Below are 16623 nucleotides of genomic sequence, written 5' to 3'. Positions count from 1 at the left end.
GGGAGCAGTTCAGTGTTACTTAAGGCTTGGGATTTTTGCAATAGATGGACGTTCATTCGTCCTTGCAGGATGATTTTACATCATCAATGTCTAGAATCAATTACTCATTTATAAGTTTTTCTGTATTAAGGGTAAAGCCTTCAATCACGACATCTTCGTCCACTTCAATCATGATGCAACGTCTGCCTTGGTAGTTCACCTGTTTCACATATCTCAGGTCTTGCGGGCTAACCGAAATCGTAGCAACCTTGGTCTCGATCTTAATGGACTTGGACGTAAACTTCGGCATAACACTGGTCGCCTTCATCTCATAGTTCTTGTTATCAACGATCGTTTCGAAGGCACGTTCTACTTTCTCCGTTGTCAGATCCTCTATACCGCTTGCGGTCAGTACACGTTCCAGATCTTTATAATCCAGCTTTGGAGGTTCTTCCTCATGGGACTCTTCGTTAATTTCGATAACTCGGTTGATCTCCTCGTATACATGTGCAATGGTGGCTGAATCGAGCTGTTCACCGGCCACTTCCTTCACGATATCTTCGAAGATCGCCCGTTCTTCCAGTGCGGTTACGGATCTTTCTCCATTCAGTACATTTTCAACAAAATGCGGATCCGGGAAATTGGATTTCCCTGTACAATACAATACACGATTCACATCGGAGTAGTTGTCCGTCACGCTAGGGTACAAGAATCCTTGCTCTGGCGTGCTTAATTTGATAATCGGATCTACAATGATGTTGTATTTGAATTCTCTCTCCACGTAATCAAACAAGAGTGTTTTCCGCTGTTTCTCCGTGGAATTCACACTGCACAGAATGAACGGATGGGCGAACACCTCATTCTTCTCACTCTCTTCCGTAGCTTCGTTTCTAGCCTTGGTCGGCAAGTAATACTGTCCACGCACGAACGTAGCTACCATGTCCCGCTCAAACTTCGTATCCACCAACATTCGATCCACGAGCAACAGCATCAGATCCTGCCATTCATCCGGATCACCTGTTACCAGCGCCTGGTGAAGCAGTACCTGAGCCGGGTCCTCCGCCGCTTCCTGGAACTTCAATTCAAACAACTTCTGATCCAAATCACCTGTCAGCAATTTTTTGAAATTGCCCATGTACAGCTCTTGCTTCTCTCTGTCCACCAGTTCGAACGGGTGACGCTCCCAGTGATAGACCTCATTCGTTTCCTTCGTAATATACACGTTGAGAATATCATAAATATTCAGTAGATCGTGATCGAGTTTAAACTGCTTGCGTATATGCGCGACTTCTTTTTTATTCATGATTCGTTAGACAACTCCCATAATAAATAATTTTATCTGTATGCAGCTCTATATCCTAAAAGCCAGTGCTCCCTTGGAAGTTTTCATCTGAGCAGTAGGTCACAAATGGGCTCAGCTATGGAGTAGCTGGATCAAGCCGTTCTTGCTCTCCATTTCTGTACTCTCAGTGAGAAATTATATCATATAATGATGACGATTAATGAGAAACAATCTATGGTATTTCCCTCTTTATCACGATCCATTTTTTGAATATGGAAAATAACTCGCCGTATGGGAGCACGAATGAGATTTAAAAGAAAACAGAAAGACGCAACAGGAATGACTCCGTGCGTCTTTTTTCGTTGTTTAACGATTCTTAAATAATTAATTACTGCTCGGTAATATATCCGTATTCAACAGGGGTGCTCTGCTGGAAGAAACTTTCCTTGTTTCCCGCAGAAACAGTAATCCCATGAACAAGGACACTCCGCCAATAATAATCAGCAATGCCCCCAACTCCTGACTGTAGGCTGTCAGCGCCCCGTCCCTAAACGCCATTCCACGAATCAGACGGTTAAGCCAGTTCATGGGTAATGCCCATGCGAACATTTGGAACGGTTCTGGGAACACCAGTGGCGTTAATTGAATTCCCGTAGCCAGAAAGGAGGGATACAATACAAAGCTGGTTCGTAGGCTTACTTTCGACATGTCTTTGGCAGTGTATCCAATCAGCATACCCATGAGTGACAAGGCAAAAGCATAAACAACCAACGGAATGATAAAATGATGAGGCTCTGCTTCAAACCGCATTCCCCCCACCTGCTTTAATAATCCATAGGATAGAAGTAGCGAAAGCGAACTCAACACAGTGTAAGGTACACTCCGAACCCATAGCTGGAAAGGTGACCTTCCGTTTGTAAACAGTTTCCCTTCCTGACGAAGCCGGGGTACAATTGAGCCCGCTGCGCTTGTTGTAATCATCAATACTACGATATTTACAAACCCAAGCACCATAAAACCGATATAACTGGAGGTTGGATTAGACAGCAGCCGCTGCTGAAGGGATAACGGTGACACGATTCCTTTAGCTGTCTCGGCATCCATCCCTTTTTGGACCAGACGTGTCATGGAAAGGGTCATATTTTCCGTCTGGATGATCTCCTGAATCGCAGTGCGAATACCGGTTAACCCCGAGGGCATCGTGTTATCCATCAAGATGCCGATATTCGTCGATTTCCCTTGTTGTTGACGCAATCCCAACTGATTGGGAAGCATAATGACCGCTACAGCCTGCTCGTTGGCAAGCAATGTTTCAGGACTCATTCGGCTCGCATATACGCTTTTGACGCTCATGTATTGTGACGCATTTATTTTGGAGATCAATTGCCGTGAATATTCGCTATGATCCTCATCAATGACCACAACTGTTGATTTATTAAGTTGATTCTGCGAGAACATTAATCCGAAAAATAAGGCTGCAATCATTGGCCCAATAAAAATTAGCTGTATATACTTACTGCCCGCGACGTACTTCCATTCGTCAATCAGTGATTTCATCAAGTTTCACCTCTGCCGTCATCCCCGGAAGCAAATCGGTATTCGAATCCATCGATATTCGGACCAGAAACATACTTAAATCCGCTTGCCCTTTTTCCCGTGACATGCGCAAGGTTGCGAACAGAGGAGCAGATGAGATAGAATTAACAGTTCCTTTCACCTGCATTGGCTGATCCAAATACGGAAAATGAACATCAATACTTTGATTCACTTCAAGCTGTTGAATTTCACTTTCCTGTATGTAAAGGTCGGTGTAATACGTATTCTTTTGTACAACTGCCAGCGGGACTCCTGCTTGAACTTGATCCCCCTTCTCTACATTAACTCGGTCAACCAATCCGTCATACGGTGCGAGTACCTCCTTATCTCCCTCCCCGGCTGATTTCACTTTAAAAAGCACCTCTCCCTCTCTCACGGAGTCACCTGCAGACGCGCCCGCCTCTGCAATCGCCCCAGGACTATTCTGATAAAACAATGTCGTTTGCTCTGCCTCAAGTATGCCTTGTTTCCGGCTCTCGGCCTGACTTACAGCATCCTTCCCTTTAACAGCCAAAAGTGAACCTCCAACAATGAGCACCATCGCAATTCCAATATACAAACCCGCTTTTATCTTCATTCTTTTATCTCTCCCATTCCCAATACTCGTGTATACAAGTTGAACTAAAAATATTTACACTGGACACTCCGATGACAGAACAACCTTCCGATCGCTGTTATCCCCAGATTTTTTGATTCCTTTTATAAAGGGTAAATCCAGTGATAAAGGCGAACGCTCCGCTTCTTCAGGTTCTTTCTGTCCTCTCCGTTTCGTGTAAATGTTTAGTTCAATTTATATAGTTAAATTTGCTGTGCACTTTTACTTTTCATCATCATTTTGGTGACTGCGTTCTCGGCTGCCTCCATGATCACTTCTCCCAAAGTCGGATGAGGATGAATCGTCATGGCCAGATCTTCCACGGTTGCCCCCATCTCGACCGCAAGTGCAAGCTCCGATATCAGTGTGGATGCCTCCACGCCGACGATTTGCGCGCCAATGACAATTCCTGAAGTCGGGTCAGCCACTATTTTCACAAAACCTTCGGTTTCCCTTAACGCCAATGCTCTTCCGTTGATTCCAAAAGAAGATTTTCCAATAATCACCGGAACGGCCTGTGCTTTGGCTTCCGTCTCACTTACCCCAACACTGGATAGCTCCGGTTCCGAAAAGACAACAAGCGGAATCACCTTGTAATCCACTTTGGAGGTAAGACCCGCAATGGCCTCTGCAGCTACTTTGGCTTCATAGGAGGCCTTGTGAGCGAGCGCCGGACCGGCCGTAATATCTCCAATGGCATAAATGTGTGGGATAACCGTTCTGCACTGTTCATCCGTCTCAACCAGTCCTTTGTTTGTTACGGGCAAGCCTATGCGTTCCAGTCCTAACTGGCCGTCTGTATTGGGTTTCCTGCCGATTGTGACCAATATATATTCCGCTGTAACCTGATGCTGCTCCTGATTTTTTGAATAATGAAGTGTAATGGAATTCGCCTTGTGCTCCACCTTTTCGGCAATCGCTCCGGTTACGATCTGGATGCCGTCCGCCTTTAATTGTTTGACTACAGGGGCTGCAAGTTCCGCCTCGAATCCAGGCAATACTTGTGCGCCTCCCTCCAGAATCGTTACCTTGGTTCCGAATTTGGCATACATCTGTCCAAGCTCCACCCCAATATAACCTCCGCCGATCACGATCAGACTACTCGGAACCTCCTGTAGAGATAATGCTTCAGTGGAAGATAAGATGCGGCCTCCAACTGGAAATGCTGGCAGCTCAATTGGACGAGACCCCGTTGCCAGTATGAGATTTTTAAAAGAAATGTTTTGCTCCTTTCCAGTTTGCTGGATCATGGCTGTGTGCTCATCCACCAGACTGGCCTCTCCTTCCAGAATGTTCACACCCGCAGTCTTTAACAAATAGTGGACGCCACCTGCCTGTTTATTCACAACTCCCTGTTTAAAATCTTGAGCAGTCTTAAATGTCGCTGCCGCGTCAACTTGATTGAACTGTCTGAACAAATCATAGCGATGCGATTCCGCAATTAAGGCTTTGGATGGTATGCAACCCACATGTGTACAGACCCCGCCGAGCTGTTTACGTTCAACAATTGCCGTTTTCATCCCCAACTGCGAAGAACGAAGCGCCGCCACATATCCACCTGGACCTGATCCAATAACTAACGTATCCACAGATTCAAGCTTGCTCATATTCTGATACCTCCCGATTTGAAGTGAATTTAAAATATGATGACTGTAATATATTATAACCATCATATTTTAAGACCGTCAACAACCGTATTTGGTCCTTTTGTAAAGCAACAGATATTCAGTCGCCAAATTGACAGGCTTTATTATGATGACTATAATATTTTAGAAAAGCAGAATGATGAAGCTATGGAGTGAGTGATCATGCCCTATCCCAAAGGACATAAGATAAAAGTACGAGGTAAGATTGTTGAGAGTGCGGCTCGAGCTTTTCGCACCAATGGTATCCAGGAGGTGAGTGTACCGTTTATTATGAAGGGAGCTGGATTAACTCACGGAGGGTTCTATTCACACTTTGACAACAAGGAACAATTGGTTGCCGAAGCCTGTGAATATGCCATTAGTGATACCATTACACTTCTACAGAACGTGGCTGATCAGGAAGAGCAGAATTCCAAAATTAATAAAGTAATCGATTATTATTTGAGTCCGTATCACCGCGACCAAACGGAAATGAGCTGTATTTTCCCCGCCCTTTCCAGCGAAATATCCCGTTCGTCCGAAGAGGTTCGGCAGGTATTTACCCATGAATTGGAGCGGATGATCGCTTTTATCTCCAATCTGGCTGAGATCGATGTGTCCAGAGGTCGTGCACTGTTCAGTACAATGGTTGGCTCGCTTGTACTTGCACGCTCTGTTAGTGATCCTGAGCTTAGCGACAGCTTTCTCTCGGCGGGCAGGCAGCAAGCCAAAGAAATGGTTAAAAGGAACGATATGTAGCCTTGATGTTGCTATATGCTTATTATCTAGCTGTCAACAAAAAACACGCCAATAAATGGCGTGTTTTTCTTATCTGTTTGCAACTAAATAACTTCCATACTAGCCACCGTAACGCTCTTCTCGCATATAAAGTACGAGGTCATTAACATTCCAAAACTTTTATAAAAACGAATTATTGTTCATCTATTAGCTCCAAGAAAAATATGGTATACTCACAGAGCAATGGAAAGGCTTATATGGGCGGTCGGCTAATCTCCCGGAAGGGAGGTGATGCCTTGTGACAGTATTTGAAGCGATTATGCTAATGCTTACCTTCGGTTCGCTGATTGTAGCGCTGCTGTCCAATAAACACAAGTAGACCGCCCACCCTTGCAAAGGTTGCGGTCTACTTGATCGTGTATCCTCTTGTTAAGCCCACCGCCCTTAAAAGCGGCTATTGCGTCAGAGAGTCGTGTTACCGCACGGCTCTCTTTGCATTATAAGCTGTTTCTGTCCTCATTATAACATGGAGATTGTGGATTTCAATCCCACGATAACCATATGTTCCGTAAGTTGAAACTGATGATACGGCAAAAATTTCAGCATCTTACATATTTACGTTTGAACCCCGTCCGCCCTTTTTCCACTGCCTTTTGGATATTCTCAGAGGCATTCAGCAGCTTGCTCTTGGGCATGTCCTTGTTCACTTCGACAGGGCCGACGGCCTTGGCCGTTTCCACTGCCTGATCGTGCAACGGTTGATAGGATGTTGCAACGGTATACAGGAAGTTGTTCATCGAATATTTCGTTCGTTCCGGAGATTCGTGAATCGTCTTTTTGACCTGTTCTAGCATCTCCATCAGTTTATTCTCCGAAAATTCAGCATCCTTTCGACTGCCGAGCAACCAACAGTAACAGCTCCATCCTGCTGACATTTTCAATTCATCTCCGCTGGCGATCCACTTATCCGAAACTTCTTGAGCAATATCCGTCTCTGCCAACGTGACGGCAACGATGAAGTCAGAGATCATGTAAAAATAAGCAGCGTCAATCCAACGGTCAAAATCGGCTTCCGTCATCGCTTGAGGATCGGCTATCACGCCAGCAAAGTACATCGCATCATAATTTCCCGTTGCATATAGTTGCTCTGCCAAAGGTTGATCCTTTTTGATCCGCTTCGCCATTGGTTTCATCGCCCCGGTTGCCACGCCAAATAACGGTTCATGCGCACCATTGGAGATATAGATTTTTTTCGTTCGTTCTTTGCCCAGCGCTTCTAGCTCCTGCATCACTTCATCTAGATTCATTTCGTGACACTCCCAATCCTATAAATTATATATCTGATCATATCAAACAGTCACTTATGTTTAACGAAAAACCGATGGAAATCGCACATTATCCAATTGGGACCATTCTGCCATATGCATTATCGTCCCGGCGCGATTGTAACCTTTCGTATGAGGAATTCGCCACTGGGGTATTTTTCCTAAAAAAACTGAATACTATTCAAATTTCCCTGTTGCTCTGACAACCTATTCGAGCATTATCATCGATCATAACATCTATACCATTGTTTCGCACAGCTCCCTGAAAAGATAGATATACCTTCTTTGCAGACAGACATTTTTCCTTTCTTATGCTTCTACCGGCAACTTCTGATACCTGCCGAGAGCCGGATTGGAAGAGATAATTCTCCCTGCACAAGCAGAGCAACATATGTCCATGTGCAAGCAACGTTAAGCTATGGCAGGAAACGTCGCTCATCGTTTATGTTCAGTTTAGTGTTGTTAACCAAACCGAGATGAGGAAGGATGCGAGAGCATGAGCAACAATCAAGTGTTAGGCTTTGCCCCTGCCCTGGGCTGGAATTCGTGGAATACCTTTACGTGGGATATTAACGAACAATTAATTCGGGATGTCGCTGATGTGTTTGTATCGGAAGGTTATCTGGCCGCTGGTTACGAGTATATTGTCATTGATGATTGCTGGAGCCTGAAGGAACGTGATGCGAGCGGTAATCTGGTGGCTGACCCGGAGAAATTCCCGAGTGGAATGAGAGCGCTTTCCGATTATATCCATAGCAAAGGACTAAAGTTCGGAATGTATTCATGCGTGGGTACACATACATGTGCCGGGTATCCAGGCAGCTTCGAGCATGAATTCCAGGATGCTACCCTTTTTGCCGAATGGGGCGTTGATTATTTGAAGTATGATTACTGCTTCAAGCCGCGCCATATCTCAGGAGAGCTGCTGTACAAACGGATGAGCCTTGCGCTCAAAAACTGCGGACGCGATATCCTGTTCTCCGCCTGCAACTGGGGAGCCGACGACGTATACGATTGGATTCGGGAATCGGGCGCTCATATGTACCGCTCCACCGGCGATATCCGCGACAATTGGGATTCAGTGAAGGAACTTGCCCTGTCCCAACTGGGAAAACAAAGCTACACCGGCTCCTTCTGCCATAACGACATGGATATGCTGATTGTAGGTATGTACGGTGGAAGCAACAATGATTATATTGGCAGCATCGGCGGATGCAACGACATCGAATATAAAACCCACTTCTCTCTCTGGTCCATCATGGGTTCACCGCTAATGATTGGATGTGACGTGCGTAAGGCTAACCAGATTACAAAGGATATTCTCCTGAATCCTGACCTGATCGCTATCAATCAGGATGTAGAAGCGCGCGGAGCTTACCGCATTAAACCAGAACCGCAATGGTTTCACACAGACGATGTATTTATGCTGGTGAAGGTACTCACAGATGGAGATCTAGCTATTGGTTTCTTCAACCTGAGTGACAGCCAGCGGGAATTGTCTTTGCAATTTTGGGATATGGGTCTGCCTTACGCTGCCGGTTATGCCCTGTCCCTGTATGACTGCTGGGAACATCAAGAGCTTGGCGTGTTCCGTGAACGCTTCGCTCCCGTTGTCGCAGCACATGATTGTTTAGTTGTGCGTGCCAAACTGGTGAAATAGATGGCTCAACATCGCCTGTGCACCTCCTGTCAGGTCCCGCTCTCTTCAGACGATGTGGGCATCTACCTCAAATTGATCTCGCGCTCTGCCCAGCAATTTCTGTGCATTGATTGTATAGGAGTGAAGCTTAACTGTGGACGTGAGCCTATTGAGAAGCTGATCCGTTATTTCCGAGAGTCCGGGAACTGCGCCCTGTTCCGTTAACGTTATGCCTTTGTCCGGTGCAGCATCATGAACGATGTTGGCGTGTGTGAAGTTGCTTTCTTGAATACTTTGGAAAAATATAACGGGTCATTGTAGCCGACAGAATAGGCTACCGATTGAATCGGTAGATCCGACGTCTTCAGCAGTTCACAGGCGCGTCCGATTCGGCAGGATGTAATATACTCCAAAACAGACTTGCCGGTTGCTGCCTTAAACAGACGAAACAAATAACTGCGCTCCAGATTAACTGCCTTTACAATCTCGGTGACGGTTAATGTCGGCTTCCAGTAGTTCTGCTCGATGTACTTTCTCGCCAGCCAAACATAATCCTTGGCGTCTACCTGCGGCTCTTTCGGATAATGTTCCATATAGTAGGAGAGCAACAGACGCAAACGCGCATCCGCCCGTAGTAATTCATAGGATGATGCACCCGCGTTCCAGGCAAGGTGGAAAAAGGGCTGCAGTGTCTCCGGCGACACCGTCACCACGGGTTGTACCTCTGAGAGCTGTGTCAGCCCCAGCATCCGCCCGGCATCCTCACCGCTAAACTCCACCCAGACGTACTCCCATGGATCTTGCGGGTCTGGATAATAGTAAATTTCCTTTTGCGGAAATATGATAAAGCTTTCCCCCGTAACGAGCCGAAAAACGTGGCCGCCCGTCTCCAGCGTCCCTTGGCCGCGGATAACATAGTGCAGCGCATAAACGTCACGTACGCCTGGCCCCCATTGGTGAGCGTTGGCTGGTTTGTGACCACCGCTGATAAAATACAAATTACTGGCTCTACTGCTCTCATGCCAAATCGGATTCAACCTTGATTCCCCCTTTCTAATGCCACGTTGATCAGATGTTCGGTAATGCTTACACGCTAAATCCAGAGAGGAGAATGTTGTATGCTTAGAATGGTTACGGTAGAACATGGACAAGTGCAAGGACTGCCCGCGGCGGACCCGCGGATTACCAGCTTCAAGGGAATTCCTTTTGCCGCACCTCCTGTAGGTGAGAACCGCTGGCGAGCTCCGCAGCCGCAGTCGAACTGGGAAGGTGTACTGCAAGCATTTGATTTTGCCCCCATCTCCATGCAAGCCCCAACAGTCATCGATGATAACAATATCTATACCCGCGAATGGGCTGTTGATCCCGACCTGCCCATGGACGAGGATTGTCTGTATCTGAATGTCTGGACACCAGCCAAGCGCACGGACGAGAAGCTGCCTGTTTTTGTCTGGTATTTCGGCGGGGGCCTACAAGTCGGCCATACAGCCGAAATGGAATTTGATGGCGAACGAATCGCTCGTAGAGGTATTGTCGTTGTGACGATTAATTATCGGCTGAATGCCTTTGGCTTCCTGTGCCATCCTGAGATTAGTGGCGAATCCCCCCATGCACCCGCCAACTTTGGTCATCTTGATCAACAAGCAGGTACCCAGTGGGTCAAACGCAACATTGCCGCCTTTGGTGGTGATCCAGACCAGATCACCATCGGCGGACAGTCGGCAGGCGGAGGAAGTGTACTCAGCCAGATGACCTCTCCTCAAAATAAAGGCTTGTTCCAGCGAGCCGTCATCATGAGCGGTATAGCTACCGAGTTGTACCCGAAGGTCCGCGTGCCTTCTGTCCGTTCCACACTAAGGGATGCAGAGCAAGCAGGGGTTGAGTTTTTCGGCTTCCTGGGCGTATCTTCCCTGACTGAGGCGAGACAACTGGAAGCTGAATATCTCCGTGACAAAGCACTCGAATACAAAAGCTTCTGGGGAACCGTCATCGACGAACAATTCTGCGCAGGCGATCCGTTTACTCGTTTTGTTCAGCAGGAGCGCGAGGCGATACCCGTAATGCTGGGGCATACGTCTTCTGAATTTTGGACCCGGCCCGCCGCAGGCAATCTGGAAGAACTGAAGCAGATGGCTGTGGAGTTGTTTGGCGAAGACGCTCCTGCCTTTTTGCAGCTATGTGAGGCTGATACCGAACAAATCGAACATGCTTTGCAACAAGCATCGGTCCGCATGATCCAACATGCCATTCTGCTCGCCATCCGTGCGAACAGCGGTCATCCGTCTGAAACGCCTCTCTACTATTATAACTTCGACGCCGAGATTCCGGGCTGGGACCAACCAGGCACTTTTCACTCCGTCGATCTGTGGTTTTTCTTCGAAACACTTGCCAAATGCTGGCGGCCTTTCACAGGCAAGCATTATGATCTGGCTCGCCAGATGTGTAATTACTTATCCAACTTTATTGCTACAGGTGACCCAAACGGTTCGGACTCCACCGGAAAGCTGATGCCTCATTGGACTCCTTGTACTACGGAACAGCCGTATCTAATAGAATTTGGCGATCAGGCTCAATTACAGAAGGCTGAGCCCGGACCGATGCTCGCGTTTTTAATTGAACAATATTTCAAGAAACAGAATGCACCTGTTGTTTAAAACATGAGGTTTGCCCTCTCACGATATATGTAAGAGCCATGCTGTCGCATGGCTCTTTTTGTATAGTGTGAATGGTAGAGCGATGTTCATTCGCGTATGCCTATTTAGCAAGTTACCCAACTACAGAAGCCTAAGGTAACAATCAGGCAGCCAAAGGAATCCCACGAACATTCAGCATCATTCAAGGAGATTCGTTTTTGTTGCTCGCGATAATGATAACGTCTCTCTCCCCTCCATTATATATGAGTCTGAGTTGATTTGTTGAAGATGACAGGTAGCTTAATCTGTAGTGAAAAGGTATCTTCTTCCTCCGATACTGTCAACGTCCCGTTGTGCTGCTGGATCATTTTCTGACAACTAACGAGCCCGATTTCATTGCTATCATTCTTTTTGCCAACATGTTTAATCTTATTCTCCACCTCAAGAATGACCCATTGTTGCTTCAAAGAAATCTGGATATGAACGGGATGCCCTGGATCGGCGTATTTTCGAATATTTGAAAATATGTTATCCATTACGCGACGCATGGCGACCAGATTGATTTCCAGCAAAAACTCCTCATGATGTGCATCTGTCTGAACCTGCACGTCTATATCGTCCAAAACCACTAATTGCTCATCTATGAGTTGATCGATAAGCGCTCTGCCCTCATACATTTCAAATTCTACTTCCTCTTCTTCAGCGGCCGAGGATACCGTAAAATATTCGAATAGTTTGTCTGACAGCACTTTGATCTGATAGGCCTTCTCCCGGCTATTATGAATATACTGCAACAGATCCTCATGTGTCTTATATTTGTTTAGCTCTATGATATCCATATATCCTAATAGAATCGTGAGTGGCGTTCGCAAATCATGGGAAATCGCCGTGATCAATTCACGGTTGGCCATCCTGACCCTCTCCTCGCTGTCCAGCCGCTCCACAAATGATTTCCTCATCTCATCAATACTCTGGGCCAGAGATGACAGTTCATCCTTTCCCGATATCGTGATCGAATAATCCAAATTTCCACCTTCGAGTATTTTGATCTCTTGTTCAAGCACGCCAATATAAGATGTTTTCTTATTAATCATCAGTAGAAAGGAAACAATGAACACAATGGCCGCTATGAAAACACCAATAATCAGAATGAGGTTGTAATATTGATACTCATAAAAGCTAACCAAGTATATCTGGGCATCCTGATCCGCAAAATGGATGGTGGTGATGGGTATTTTCGATGGCACAAATTGAGTTAACAACTCTTCATTAATGGCAGGATCAACTTCCGTGTTGGAGGAAAATATCAATTTGTCTTTTGCAAAAATATACAGATTTAAGTAGCGCTCATGTCTTATCCAAGCAGACAATTCCTCATGATCACGGGTTGACACGTTCTGGTTATTCACAAATGCTTCGAATCGATCCAGCGCATCTTGCTGCCTGTTCTCTACAAAAGTGGATTTGCTTAAATAACTATCCAATACAGTCTCGCCAACAACTTGTAAAATAACGAGTGCACTTATGGAAATGACCAAAGAAATGACAACCGCCAGAACCAGTTTAATCTTCAGCTTTTTTCCGATTAATAATCTATTCAATTTTGTACCCCTTCCCCCAAACGGTCTTCACATATTTAGGGTTCTGCGGGTCATCCTCCAGTTTGCCTCTCAAATTACGAATATGAACCATCACTGTGTTATTACACGTATAAAAGTATGGTTGCCCCCAAACACTCTCATATATATTTTCTGCCGAGAATACCTTTCGTCGCTTCTTAGCCAATAGCAGCAATATCTGGTATTCAATTTCTGTCAGAGCAATCTCCTTCTCCCCAACAAACACGGCTTTTGAATCCTGATGGACGGTAAGATCCTTAACGATAATTTGGTCCGCTTCTTCCGTCTTCTCCTTGCCACGATATACATAATACCTCCGCAGTAAAGCCTTCACCCGCGAAACGAGTTCTGTATAGGAAAAGGGTTTGGACAAAAAGTCATCACTGCCTGAGGAAAAGGCCAATTGTTTGTCAGAATCCTGCGTTTTCGCCGTGAGAAACAGGATCGGTGCGCTTGTTTTTTCACGAATCTCCAGACACGCCTTCAGCCCCGATTTATTGGGCATCATCATATCCAAAATAATGAGATCCGTCTCTTCGTTCACTTTATCAATCGCATCTTGACCATCTATCGCTTCAATCACTTCAAAATTCTCACTCTCTAACAAAATCCTTACAATTTCACGAATTTCACTGTTATCATCAGCAATTAGAATTTTCTTGCTCATCTGATCCCTCCGTCTAATTTCAGTATAATATGCGCTATTAGCGACTACCAGCAAATACAATCGACTTAAGAATTCTTCAGAAGTTATGTAGGTATCTCTTAATAATTTCGTCTTATACTGTAAATATGTAGAAGTTATTACACAAAGGGGTCGTCAGGAATGCCACAAACTTCGAAAAAAGTAATGATTAACATATTGTTGGGTCTGTTCATCATGTTGTCCATTGGTCTACTGGTGTATTATTCTCCTGCCCTTATTAAAATCATGTCTTCCATGGACAACTTCAGAGCGTATATTCATTCAACAGGCCATTGGGGTCCGGTCATGTTTATTTTATTCCAGATTCTTCAGATCGTGGTTGCACCTATTCCAGGAGAAGTGGTACAGGTTGCAGGCGGTTATATCTATGGGGTTACAATTGGGTCCTTGTATACTACAATAGGCTTGATTATAGGCTCAGCGATCGCCTTCTATTTCACCCGTTATATCGGTCGCACCTATATTTCACGGCTAATGCAAAAGAATAATAATAAGTGGATGTCGTTAATTCATGATGAGAAGAAGTTCTCCGCATTTTTATTCATCTTTTTCGTAATTCCCGGCTTGCCCAAAGACATGCTTGTATTTGTCGCCGCACTTACATCGATTAGTTCGTTTAGGTTCTTCACGATCCTTATCGTTGGTCGTCTGCCGTGGATCATCGCATCTACCGTTATAGGGTCTACGATTCATATGCAACAATACACAATCGCCATTATTATTTCTGTTATCGCTGTAATCGGGTTTGTACTCGGTTATATCTATAGGGAGAAATTGGTGGGATTGTTCTCCCGGTCAGACAGTACCAAAGCCAAACCCAAGGCTATACCCAGTTATAGTACGAATAGGGAGTCTCGTAAAATAAAAAGAGATACAACATGAACACAGCCAATCTATTGATATGAAAACCGGAGGTATATCTTATGCAAACACTTGAAACCAATCGATTAATCCTGAGAAATTTCACCTTAACGGACGCAGCCGGACTGTTGGAATACACAGCAAATCCCAGAGTGAATTGTTTTATGGATCAACGAATTTCCACATTGGAAGATGCGGCAGCAGAAGTCGCAAAAAGAAGCAGTGATGATTCCCACATCGCGGTCTGCCTGAAGGACAGTAACGAGTTGATCGGTGAGCTGTTTGGTATGAGGGAAGATCGGGATTCCGATACGGATAAGGATTCGAATTCAGATACCTATAGTATTGGTTGGAATTTTAATGGAAGATATGAAGGGAAAGGGTATGCCAGTGAGAGCGCCAATGCTTTCATCGAAAATCTCTTTATGGAACAGGGAATCAGAAGATTGTACGCTTATGTCGAGGATGATAACTTCCGTTCTCAGAAACTGTGTGAGAAGCTGGGCATGCGCCGGGAAGGTCTTTTTTTGGAGTTCATTTCATTTGTCAAAAATGAAGACGGCACACCGAAATACGAGAATACGTATCAGTATGCTTTGTTGAAAAAGGAATGGCTGGCACAGCGTGAATCACAGAAATAAAGAAAGACATACCTATGCCTCATCATTAGTTTAAAATTTATAGAAATAAGAACGTACCTATACGTACGTTTTACAACAAATACGGCGGCTTCTCCCTGGATAGATTCCAGAGGAAAAGTCGCCGTTTCATTATCGCACAGAACACTATTGTTCGAGCAATGTGTTTATATGGTCACAATACATTCAGCTTAAATCCTAGACGTTACTGCCCCAATATTGCTTTGCAATCTTCTGCCCTTGATCAATCTTCGCCCATTGCTGAGCTTCGCTTAATTCGTTACCGCCATCACAAGATGCAAAGCCGCATTGGTGAGACAACAACAGCCGATCCTTATCGATGATTTTGGATGCTTCGTCCAGCAAACGGACAACGCGTGCTTCATCATCGAGTGTACTCGTTTTGGAAGACAACAGACCCAGTACAATTTCCGTTTCAGGTCTGTCCTTGAACACTTCCAGAGCTTCAATTGAACCCGCACGATCATCATCCCACTCCAGGAAGAAACGGTCATACTTCAATTGCTTCAGGAACAGATTCGCAATTTTGGCATACGATCCACCACCCATGTTGCGGGAATCATAATTGCCGCGGCAGTTATGTGTCCACATTTTCAAGCCAAGGCTATGACCAAAGTCAATCACGGTATTATTAATATCAATGAATTCGGTAGCGAGACCCTTTACTTCATCTTGATTAATATTTTCCCCTGTAAAAGGAGAGTTCGGGTTGTCGTCTGCAAACAGTTCCCATAAGCAATCATCGAATTGCAGGATTTTGCCGCCTATAGCAGCGAATTCTTCAACGAATTCCTTATACGCGATTACAAGACCCTCTTTGAGCTCCTGTTTGTTCTGATAAACGGAATCCGTACCTCCAATGTTATCCGACCAGGAAAGCTCACCGAATATATGGGATGGCGATGGTACGCAAAGTTTCGTTTGTTGCTCGCCAGCCGTGTCTTGCAGTTGTTGGAACAACTTAATGAAATGATGATTTTTTCCGCTCAATTTGTCAGTGATGCGCAGTCCAATATCTTTGCGTGTTTCATACTTCGAAGTTCCGTCCACATCTCTGAAAAAATAGCCATGATCCGCGATGTAACGCTTCACTCCGCCAAATCCCCATACAAAGTCCAGATGCCACATCGATTTGGAGAATTCGCCATCGGTAACCACGGACAAGTTATGTTCGATTTCCTTTGCGACAACTTGTTTGATTGCCTCTGTCTCACACTTCTCATATCCTTCGTAGTTTTCATAGAACGGATATTGGATATCATCATTATGTTCAATATGTGTTTTATATTTCAGCAGCTCATCCGGCCGCAATAAACTTCCTACGATCTGGAACTTATCAGTCATGTAAAAAACCCCCTCGTTGTAT

15 protein-coding genes are annotated in these 16623 nt (G+C 45.2%); 6 read left to right on the top strand and 9 right to left on the bottom strand.

Annotation, left to right across the window (positions count from 1 at the left end):
- Positions 1 to 100: 100 nt before the first annotated feature.
- From MKY66_RS04175 to lpdA, 4 genes are all read right to left on the bottom strand, one after another.
- The gene (locus MKY66_RS04175) at positions 101 to 1282 is read right to left on the bottom strand and encodes a DUF4317 domain-containing protein (protein ID WP_036668338.1); all 1182 of its coding nucleotides are present in this window, start codon (positions 1280 to 1282) and stop codon (positions 101 to 103) included.
- A 363-nt stretch (positions 1283 to 1645) separates the two neighbouring features.
- Positions 1646 to 2818 (bottom strand): ABC transporter permease, encoded by a 1173-nt coding sequence (locus tag MKY66_RS04170; protein WP_076215004.1) that lies wholly within the window; start codon positions 2816 to 2818, stop codon positions 1646 to 1648.
- The gene (locus MKY66_RS04165; RefSeq protein WP_076215007.1) at positions 2802 to 3434 is read right to left on the bottom strand and encodes an HlyD family efflux transporter periplasmic adaptor subunit; all 633 of its coding nucleotides are present in this window, start codon (positions 3432 to 3434) and stop codon (positions 2802 to 2804) included. Before MKY66_RS04165 ends, MKY66_RS04170 begins: the two co-directional genes overlap by 17 nt.
- 221 nt (positions 3435 to 3655) lie before the next feature.
- A complete protein-coding gene (gene lpdA / locus MKY66_RS04160) occupies positions 3656 to 5059 on the bottom strand; it encodes a dihydrolipoyl dehydrogenase (protein WP_076215010.1) in 1404 nt (467 codons plus the stop codon).
- 201 nt (positions 5060 to 5260) lie between these two features.
- Between lpdA and MKY66_RS04155 the strand changes: the two genes are divergently transcribed.
- Entirely contained in the window at positions 5261 to 5836 is a 576-nt protein-coding gene (locus MKY66_RS04155; protein WP_074093544.1) for a TetR/AcrR family transcriptional regulator, read from the top strand.
- 578 nt (positions 5837 to 6414) lie between these two features.
- On the opposite strand, the gene MKY66_RS04150 is transcribed toward MKY66_RS04155, so the two are convergent.
- Positions 6415 to 7122: a DNA alkylation repair protein gene (locus MKY66_RS04150; RefSeq protein WP_076215013.1), complete on the bottom strand. Its 708-nt coding sequence runs from the start codon at positions 7120 to 7122 to the stop codon at positions 6415 to 6417.
- Between the two features lie 514 nt (positions 7123 to 7636).
- On the opposite strand from MKY66_RS04150, the gene MKY66_RS04145 reads away from it, so the two are divergent.
- Positions 7637 to 8800, top strand: coding sequence for a glycoside hydrolase family 27 protein (locus MKY66_RS04145; RefSeq protein WP_076215015.1), 1164 nt, complete (start codon positions 7637 to 7639; stop codon positions 8798 to 8800).
- Positions 8801 to 9004, top strand: coding sequence for a hypothetical protein (locus MKY66_RS04140; protein WP_074093540.1), 204 nt, complete (start codon positions 8801 to 8803; stop codon positions 9002 to 9004).
- Positions 9005 to 9006: 2 nt separating this feature from the next.
- Here the strand turns inward: MKY66_RS04140 and MKY66_RS04135 are convergent, their stop codons facing one another.
- Positions 9007 to 9816 carry an AraC family transcriptional regulator gene (locus MKY66_RS04135; RefSeq protein WP_076215018.1) on the bottom strand — a complete coding sequence of 270 codons (810 nt, stop codon included), beginning with the start codon at positions 9814 to 9816 and terminating at the stop codon, positions 9007 to 9009.
- Positions 9817 to 9897: 81 nt separating this feature from the next.
- Here MKY66_RS04135 and MKY66_RS04130 point away from each other — a divergent pair, with 81 nt between their 5' ends.
- Complete coding sequence (locus tag MKY66_RS04130) at positions 9898 to 11433, top strand: carboxylesterase family protein (RefSeq protein ID WP_076215021.1); 1536 nt, start codon at positions 9898 to 9900, stop codon at positions 11431 to 11433.
- A gap of 236 nt (positions 11434 to 11669) precedes the next feature.
- Here the strand turns inward: MKY66_RS04130 and MKY66_RS04125 are convergent, their stop codons facing one another.
- Positions 11670 to 13013, bottom strand: coding sequence for a HAMP domain-containing sensor histidine kinase (locus tag MKY66_RS04125; RefSeq protein ID WP_076215024.1), 1344 nt, complete (start codon positions 13011 to 13013; stop codon positions 11670 to 11672).
- Positions 13006 to 13698: a response regulator transcription factor gene (locus MKY66_RS04120; protein ID WP_076215027.1), complete on the bottom strand. Its 693-nt coding sequence runs from the start codon at positions 13696 to 13698 to the stop codon at positions 13006 to 13008. The genes MKY66_RS04125 and MKY66_RS04120 overlap by 8 nt, the downstream gene beginning before the upstream one ends.
- 159 nt (positions 13699 to 13857) lie before the next feature.
- Here MKY66_RS04120 and MKY66_RS04115 point away from each other — a divergent pair, with 159 nt between their 5' ends.
- On the top strand, positions 13858 to 14619 hold the full coding sequence (locus tag MKY66_RS04115) for a TVP38/TMEM64 family protein (protein ID WP_076215029.1): 762 nt from the start codon (positions 13858 to 13860) through the stop codon (positions 14617 to 14619).
- Between the two features lie 41 nt (positions 14620 to 14660).
- Complete coding sequence (locus MKY66_RS04110; RefSeq protein ID WP_076215032.1) at positions 14661 to 15239, top strand: GNAT family N-acetyltransferase; 579 nt, start codon at positions 14661 to 14663, stop codon at positions 15237 to 15239.
- Between the two features lie 195 nt (positions 15240 to 15434).
- Here MKY66_RS04110 and MKY66_RS04105 read toward each other — a convergent pair whose 3' ends face one another.
- Positions 15435 to 16601 (bottom strand): cobalamin-independent methionine synthase II family protein, encoded by a 1167-nt coding sequence (locus tag MKY66_RS04105; protein ID WP_076215035.1) that lies wholly within the window; start codon positions 16599 to 16601, stop codon positions 15435 to 15437.
- Between the last annotated feature and the right edge of the window lie 22 nt (positions 16602 to 16623).

The organism is Paenibacillus sp. FSL R5-0766, from assembly GCF_037971845.1.
Taxonomy (GTDB): domain Bacteria; phylum Bacillota; class Bacilli; order Paenibacillales; family Paenibacillaceae; genus Paenibacillus.
The sequence above is the reverse complement of the archived record's forward strand: the minus strand, read 5'-3'. Positions and strand labels throughout refer to the sequence as shown.